Here is a 6,655-nt window from a genome sequence, read left to right on the forward strand (position 1 = left end):
AGGGCCATCTACCACCACCACATCGGCGCCGCTGGCCAACCTCGGCAGGTGCTCGAGCACGGCATCAGCAGTTGCATCTATGACGCTGCTGGGGATGGTCAGGCCTTCGGCATCGGCTAGCCATGCGGTCGCGGTCTGCTGCGGGTCCAGGTCGACAAGGTGAACGGATCGCCCCTGCAGCTGGAGCCAGCGGGCTAGGTGCACTGCGGTGGTCGACTTGCCCACGCCGCCCTTTTGGTTCAGAACTGCGATCAGCACTTCAGCAAGTCAGCCGGTGCTGAAATAATGCCGAACCCCTGCCCGATCGCAACTGGCACACCACCAAAACCCAACCCCTTTTGGCCCCGCTGTACTACCGGGATTGGACCGGCTCAGCGGGTGCTGGGCTCCACCAGCAGGGTGATGGGTGCGGCTGTGACTGGGGCAACTGGCACAGCGACAGGGTGATGGGTGCCGCGTATCTGCAGCATCAGCAGTGACGCGGCCGTGGCATCGCGGGGGTTAGTCGTCGTCGCTGGTTTCGTCTTCGTCGATGTAGTCGCTAATCAAATCGGCCAGGTGTTCGCCCATATCCCCGTAGATCTGCAGGATGGCTAGATCTTCCGGGTGTGCCTCCAGGGCGAGCACCAGCAGCCGCAGGGCGGCGGAAGTGTCGGGGTGCATTGCTTTGGCCTAGGGCGCTTTCTGCTGCGCTCGCCTGGGCCTGTGGTGATCATATCGCGGCTGGGCCCATATCGCCACCCACCCAAAAGAAAACCGGCCATCTCTGACCGGCTCTCTCAAAATCTTGGCAGGGGCGGAACGACCCACGGGCCCTGCCTCAGGCACCAGATGTAACCAGCACCTGCGGACCGGCAGCTATAGAAACTGCCGGGGTGCCGTTATATATCAGGCGGCTAACTTCATCCGCACAATGGCGCGAAACTCAGAGACTGCCACGCCGAAAGCATGTTCGGCTTTGATACGATAAGAGCCTGTATCGAAATGAACTTCGTCGCTAACTAGCGGCGCAGCATACAACCTACCCAGCTCCAGGGGCTTGCGGGGCCCGGCGCTGATTAGGTAGAGATAGGTATCGCCGATTCGTGGGTCGACTTCTATAGTCAAGCCCTGGAATGGGTTTACATTGGCCGGAGTGTTAGGTGTGACGGTATCGGACAGTAACTGCCTGACAGTCATTTCTGCCTGTAGGCCGCAGAGAATCACACCGGGCTGTTGATCAATGTGCCGGCCGCCAACCGTTTTCTGACCGCGTAGGAGCGCAACGGCGGCGCCAATTTTGTCGATCCCCAAGGGGCCGGAGCTGATCACATTGCTATGCGAGCTGTGGAATAGGGCCGCGCCATCGGCTGCCGTGGCGCCCAGGCTCGATCCTTCGAGCAAATACACCAGCTCACTTTTCTCGGCGTCAAGTGCGGCGGCGCCCAGCTCACTGATGGCCTGACGCAAACCGTCGAGATCATCGTTGGCCAAGGCTTCGGGGCTTACAGATAGGCCGTCTCCCCAGCGATTTGGCTTGTAAGAAGCGCTCGATTCAGCGATAGTCGAGAACTTAACTTCGCCCCCTTCGAGAATCTTTTTAGCGGACCCGACTTTGCCCACGTCGATGATTGACGCAGGGCGGTAGTCGTTCAGGGAACGTACATCAGCGGCGGCAAGTACGCCACCAGCGGCTACAGCGAACTGAGCCTGCAGCATCCGATCGCCAGCGCCCAGCAACAGAGCCGGGGCGTCGCTCGTTGAGTGCATTCCCCGGCTGATGGTTGCATCGCGGCGTCCCTGCAGCCAGCTGCGGAACACGTCGGCACTGTTGCGGCCGGGGACACCTTCGCGGCGCAGCTGGAGCCAAAGGGGCTCGGCCAGGCGCTCGCCAGACATGGCGCGGCTGATGCTCTGGGCCAGCTGTGATTCCTGATTAACGGGCATGATCTCGCTGCGGGATTGCGCTGGGGTTTTGCGTTCTTCGGCAGAACGGGCATCGATCAAGGCCATGCGGGCTTCGGACAGCTCCACGCCGTCTTCGATCAGGCGGTGGGCCAGATCGTCAGAGACGGAGAGTTTGCGGGCACAGTCAAGAATCGCCACTGTGCGAGCGCGCTCGATCTTGTCCAGGGTCTGTTCGTTGTTGCTGTCGATGGTCATGGTCACGGGAGTTTCCTCTTGTTTGTTGTGAAAATCAGCTGATCTGGTTGTGCTCATTGGATCGGCGCCAACGGCGACCAAACTCGCTTCACGGAGCCGCCACTTCGTCACCGTGTCTGGCGCGGTGTTGCGGCCCAGGGCGATGGCGTCCTGCTGGTATGTGGCGCCAACGCTCACAGCGCAACCGCTGCGGGCCAGCTGCCAACCCGCGTCGGCCGCAGGGGCATCGGTGAACTGGGCAACTGCGATCAGCTGGCCACGCTCAAACCGAATTGACACCAGCCGGCCGGCCATCTCGGCGGTGCTGTTTGTGTGGTTCAGCAGCACCGGCACGGGCGCCGGGCCGAACTCCACTGAGCCGGGCTGACACCGCAACACCAGATCGTTGATCGGCGTCTCAGTGGCCACCGTCAACTCGATGGTGCGATCGGTTTCGTTTGCCGTCGCAGCAGCACCGGTCAGCGGCTGCAGCCGCAGCAGAGTTTCAGGGTTCGCCATGAGTCCTCTGCCAGGAAACGGCGGGCGATGGCTGCTCCAGTAGGCCTTCGAGCTGCTGGCGATCGGCGAACGATTGCGCAACGGTGCGGGCCAGCAGGCAATGACACTCGGCCATCAATTCCAGGAACCCCAGCGGGTGCAGCTGGATAACAGATCCAGCCACTTCGATTACGGCCTGGCCCTGCTGATCGGCGGCATGGATGCGCAGCTTCAGGGCCGGGCACTCGGCAACGGCGGTTGAGATAGGCCGACCTTCGACAACGGCCAGCCGGGCCAGGTGGTGGGCCGTCGCCATGGCGTCGCAGATTGCAGCCACCGCTCCAGCGCCATCAATTTGAACAGCGTGTTCAGCGGCCTGGCCTAGTGCCGTTACCGCGAATTGCCCCGCTTCCAGGTCAATCGCCAGCACTGAATCAGCGCCGGCCGGGTCAGTGCCAAACGCCAGCACGCCATGGGGCAGCGCCAATACGGAGCCGGGTGCCAAGCGCCGGAACTCCAGCAACAGGCCAGCGGTGGGCCGTGGCATCCAGGCGGCGCCACTTGTCGCTGCCACCACGTCGGCGGCGGCTACCTGCTCCAGGCCGTGGGCCAAGGGCAGAGCCTGCTCCAGCAGTTGGGATAGGCGGGCAGCACCGTGGGTTGTGGCGCCGCTGATTGTGCTGCTCAGCCGGAGTGATCTGCGCACGCCAGCAGATGCAGAACCGCTGCCAAGTGTTTTTGCATGTTCGGCTTCGGCGGGTGTTAATCGCGCCGAAACCACTTCGGTTAGTTCATCGGCCATTTAGGTCTCGGCTCGTCGCCTTTAGCCTATGGACATGTTTTCGCGGTAATCAATGCAACCCGTTGCCGTTGAATCCACGCGGGTGCCGCAACCATCACCGGAGCATGTTCCGGCGGCCAGGCTGATATTGCGAATCGGGTGGCAGCCATTACCCGGCGACCCGCTCCACCAGGTGGACGATGACCGGCCTGGGGTGCCGGGTTAGGTGGATTCGTTCTTAGCTGCGCTCAGCAGATTGAGCCAGCAGCACTGCATCATTGGCCACCACCAGCACGATCGAGATTCTCTGGCCCGCCGTTCAGTTATCCGAGACAGGTTGGCGCCAACGGGTTGAAGATTTAGCCACCAGAGCGGAATCACTGATCGGCCGGAAGTGCACCTTGCAGCAAACGGCCGAGCTGGCCCTGGAGCTGGTCGGCCTGATCTGGCCAGCATTAGGAGCCGAGACCGTGGCCGCTTCCGCCAGAGCCAGCCTCGTGACGGGAGTGCCTGGAATCCTTGCCAGCTCCCCGTTTGATCAGGCGGCCGAGATCCACCAGCGTCTCGATCAGATCTTTGCGGCTGCTCAGGATGACCCGGCTGCGGCGGCGATCGAGATGCCATCGCCAATGCTGCAGCGCATCGTTCCCGAGAGTCACGGCGGCAGGCCTAAGCGGGTGAGAGCGCAGCCCCAGGTCGATGAGCCTGAAGATCACCAGGGTGAGCCTGAGCTGATACCTGAGCCGGTGGAAGCCGATCACCTACATGAGTTGCCGGAACCACCCCAAGCGGTGGAAGCCATTCAGCAGCTCGATGCTTGGGGATTCCTGGTTGAGCCTGAGCCTGAGCCATCACCAGCTCCACTGCCACCAGCGCCGGCTGATTGGTTCACCGCTGCAGATGCGGCTGAGCTGCTCGGGATCTCAAAGTCGACCATCCTTCGATGGTGCAAGCAAGGTCGGCTCGGCGCTCCAGGCGAGAACTGGTTGCCTGCAGGTCGCACGTTCAAGGTCAACCCTGAGATCCTCGATGCGCTGCTCGGGGTGCAGGAACCTGCGGCGCCCACCTGCCACTAGGGGTAGGGGCGCCGCCTACCACAACATGGGTACATATGTCAAGGTACTGTGGGAGCCAATAGTCTGCGCGCCCTCGCGCCCCGTTTTTCGGCCATAGCCAGCTCCCCAAACAGCACGGACAGTTGCCCACTCTCAACTCAGGCCAGCGGCTGAGAGTGCATGCAGTGCAGCCTTCCTCACTGATTCAGGAGTGTCCAGCCGGCGGGCCTGCAGGGCGACATGTTCTCCGGCCTGTCGCCAGCCATCGCGGAGTTGACGCGCAATTCCGACATATCGATCGCTAACCACGGAAGCCTCGGCCAGTTCGCCCACGGCCAGGCGGTGAGCCAGCTCGGCTTGCTCGGCGCGGGTGGCCTCGATAGCGGCCTTCAGCTCCCAGAACTTAGGCAGCGGGTCGGGCACGGCCAACGAGGGCGGCTGGGGTGGCGGTGCTGAGGGCACCTTGCCCCGATCGGCGATCTCCTGCTGTCGCGACACGATGGAGGCCTGCAGCTCAATCCGCGCCTGGGCTTGAGGCTGGCCTGCAACGGCGGCCACTTCGGTGCTAGCGGCCCAGGTGCGAGCAATGGCGATCGCATCGGCCACCTCCTGATCGAGCGCGGCGGTCAGCTCGGCGGCATTGGCCAGGCGGCTGGCCTGATCCTCCAGCTGCCCCACCAGGCCTTGAAGCTGCCACCACAAAAGGCGCCGCCGTTCGGCTTCGTAGAGGGCTTTAGCGCTAAGCACTGGAGATGGCTCTGGACCCTGCAGCTGGCCCCAGGCGCTGCGCAGTAGGTCGAGGTCAATCTCCAGGCTGCCCCTGGCCCCGCGTCCCACCACCGCAGCGGCCAGGCTGGGCTCGCGGCGGAGTAGCTGGGAGAGAGTGCTTTTTGCCACGCCCAGGGCAGTGGCGGCGGCTCGCAGGCTGACGGTGCTCATGGCTTCACCTCCTGTCCGGCGGGGCGATCCCAAAGCCCGCCAGCCGCACGGATCGAGTGACCTTGCTCGATCTCCAGGGCCGCCAGCCGGCGCCCTTGGGCGATGCCAGCTGCAACGCCAACCCACCAAACATCGGCCGGGTCAGCCGGCAGGGCGGTGGGCATCGGCGGCAGCGGATCGGGTCGCCAGCCGGCCCGGAGTGATGCGGCGGTGAGCTTGGTCATGCCACCACCGCCAGGTTGAGGCCCTGCTGATCGTCGTCGCGGTCGTCACGCTGGAGCCGATCCAAGGCGCCGGCCAGCTGGTTGTGGGAGATAGGCGGCGCGGATGGGTGTCGCTTGGCCCAGGCCACCAGCTCAGGGAGGTGGGAGATATGCGGCGCGACCCGCAGCTCAGCCAATCCCAGCTCAACCCATTCCGCAACCGTTGACGGATCGCGGTGAGCGGGTGGTCGAGCTTTGGACTGCAGCCTTAAGACCTGCTCGATCTGGTCGAAAGGCTGTGGGATCTGGTCGATCGAAGGCCTGGTGACAGGTGTGACAGGTTTGCGAGCAAACTCGGCGCTATAGGCCTTTGCGGTGTTCGTGGTGATACAGACCTGTTTCTCTATATGCGTTTTTGGCTCAAAACCCGTCACACCTGTCACCTCATCACCAGACCCCTTCCCCTGCAGTGCTTCTGACGGTGACAGGTTGGGGTGACAGGTTGCCTCTGGTGACAGGTTGAACTCGTCACCACCGGGTGCCTCTGGCTCCTTGCCTTGTGCCCATGGGTCAGGTGACGCGTTTGGTGACGGGTTGGGTGACGGGTTTGAGGCCAACCCGTCACCGCAACCTGTCACTGATTCGCCTTCCTGATCGGGTTCTTCGATGCCGAGGTGGCGGGCAATGTTGAAGCCCTCCATCGCGTCGATGCTGTAAAACCGATCGGCCTTTGTCCTGCTGTAGGTCACCGCATCTACTTTCTTGATCTCCCGGCCGAACCGGGTTGAGGATCCGGCTTCATGCCCTTGCGCCTCTGCCCAGCGGCGCCATGAGAGGAACAGGTCTGCAGCTTCGATGCTGGTTGTCCCGGCCGAATACGTTTCCAGCAGGAAGCGCAGGATGGGCTCGCGCTCTAGTGCGGCTTCCTCCGCTGCAGTCTTCACGGCCTTGATGCTGCCAACGTTGGCCAGGGTGTTGTGCATGGCCTGCTCGCCCATCGACCAGGCCCATTGGACGACTCCGGGCGCTTCTGCGATCAGCGTTGCTTTGAGCTGGCG

Annotated in this window: 8 protein-coding genes; 1 reads left to right on the top strand and 7 read right to left on the bottom strand. The window is 63.1% G+C overall.

The features are described 5' to 3' along the window. From KBY85_RS15450 to KBY85_RS15465, 4 genes are all read right to left on the bottom strand, one after another. Positions 1 to 258, bottom strand: a 258-nt coding sequence (locus tag KBY85_RS15450; protein ID WP_254962352.1) for a ParA family protein, incomplete at its 3' end; no start/stop codon positions are given. A 243-nt stretch (positions 259 to 501) separates the two neighbouring features. Next, entirely contained in the window at positions 502 to 663 is a 162-nt protein-coding gene (locus KBY85_RS15455) for a hypothetical protein (RefSeq protein WP_254962353.1), read from the bottom strand. A gap of 225 nt (positions 664 to 888) precedes the next feature. Beyond that, a complete protein-coding gene (locus KBY85_RS15460) occupies positions 889 to 2,640 on the bottom strand; it encodes a hypothetical protein (protein WP_254962354.1) in 1,752 nt (583 codons plus the stop codon). Beyond that, positions 2,627 to 3,421, bottom strand: a complete 795-nt coding sequence (locus tag KBY85_RS15465; RefSeq protein ID WP_254962355.1) for a hypothetical protein — start codon at positions 3,419 to 3,421, stop codon at positions 2,627 to 2,629. Before KBY85_RS15465 ends, KBY85_RS15460 begins: the two co-directional genes overlap by 14 nt. Before the next feature lie 257 nt (positions 3,422 to 3,678). Between KBY85_RS15465 and KBY85_RS15470 the strand changes: the two genes are divergently transcribed. After that, positions 3,679 to 4,476 (top strand): helix-turn-helix domain-containing protein, encoded by a 798-nt coding sequence (locus tag KBY85_RS15470; protein WP_254962356.1) that lies wholly within the window; start codon positions 3,679 to 3,681, stop codon positions 4,474 to 4,476. Between the two features lie 132 nt (positions 4,477 to 4,608). Here KBY85_RS15470 and KBY85_RS15475 read toward each other — a convergent pair whose 3' ends face one another. The 3 genes from KBY85_RS15475 to KBY85_RS15485 all read right to left on the bottom strand — a co-directional run. Then, complete coding sequence (locus KBY85_RS15475) at positions 4,609 to 5,394, bottom strand: hypothetical protein (RefSeq protein WP_254962357.1); 786 nt, start codon at positions 5,392 to 5,394, stop codon at positions 4,609 to 4,611. After that, positions 5,391 to 5,618: a hypothetical protein gene (locus KBY85_RS15480; RefSeq protein ID WP_254962358.1), complete on the bottom strand. Its 228-nt coding sequence runs from the start codon at positions 5,616 to 5,618 to the stop codon at positions 5,391 to 5,393. Before KBY85_RS15480 ends, KBY85_RS15475 begins: the two co-directional genes overlap by 4 nt. Continuing rightward, positions 5,615 to 6,655, bottom strand: a 1,041-nt coding sequence (locus tag KBY85_RS15485; protein WP_254962359.1) for a hypothetical protein, incomplete at its 5' end; no start/stop codon positions are given. The genes KBY85_RS15480 and KBY85_RS15485, both read right to left, overlap by 4 nt.

The organism is Cyanobium sp. BA5m-10, assembly GCF_024346255.1.
Lineage (GTDB): Bacteria > Cyanobacteriota > Cyanobacteriia > PCC-6307 > Cyanobiaceae > Cyanobium_A > Cyanobium_A usitatum.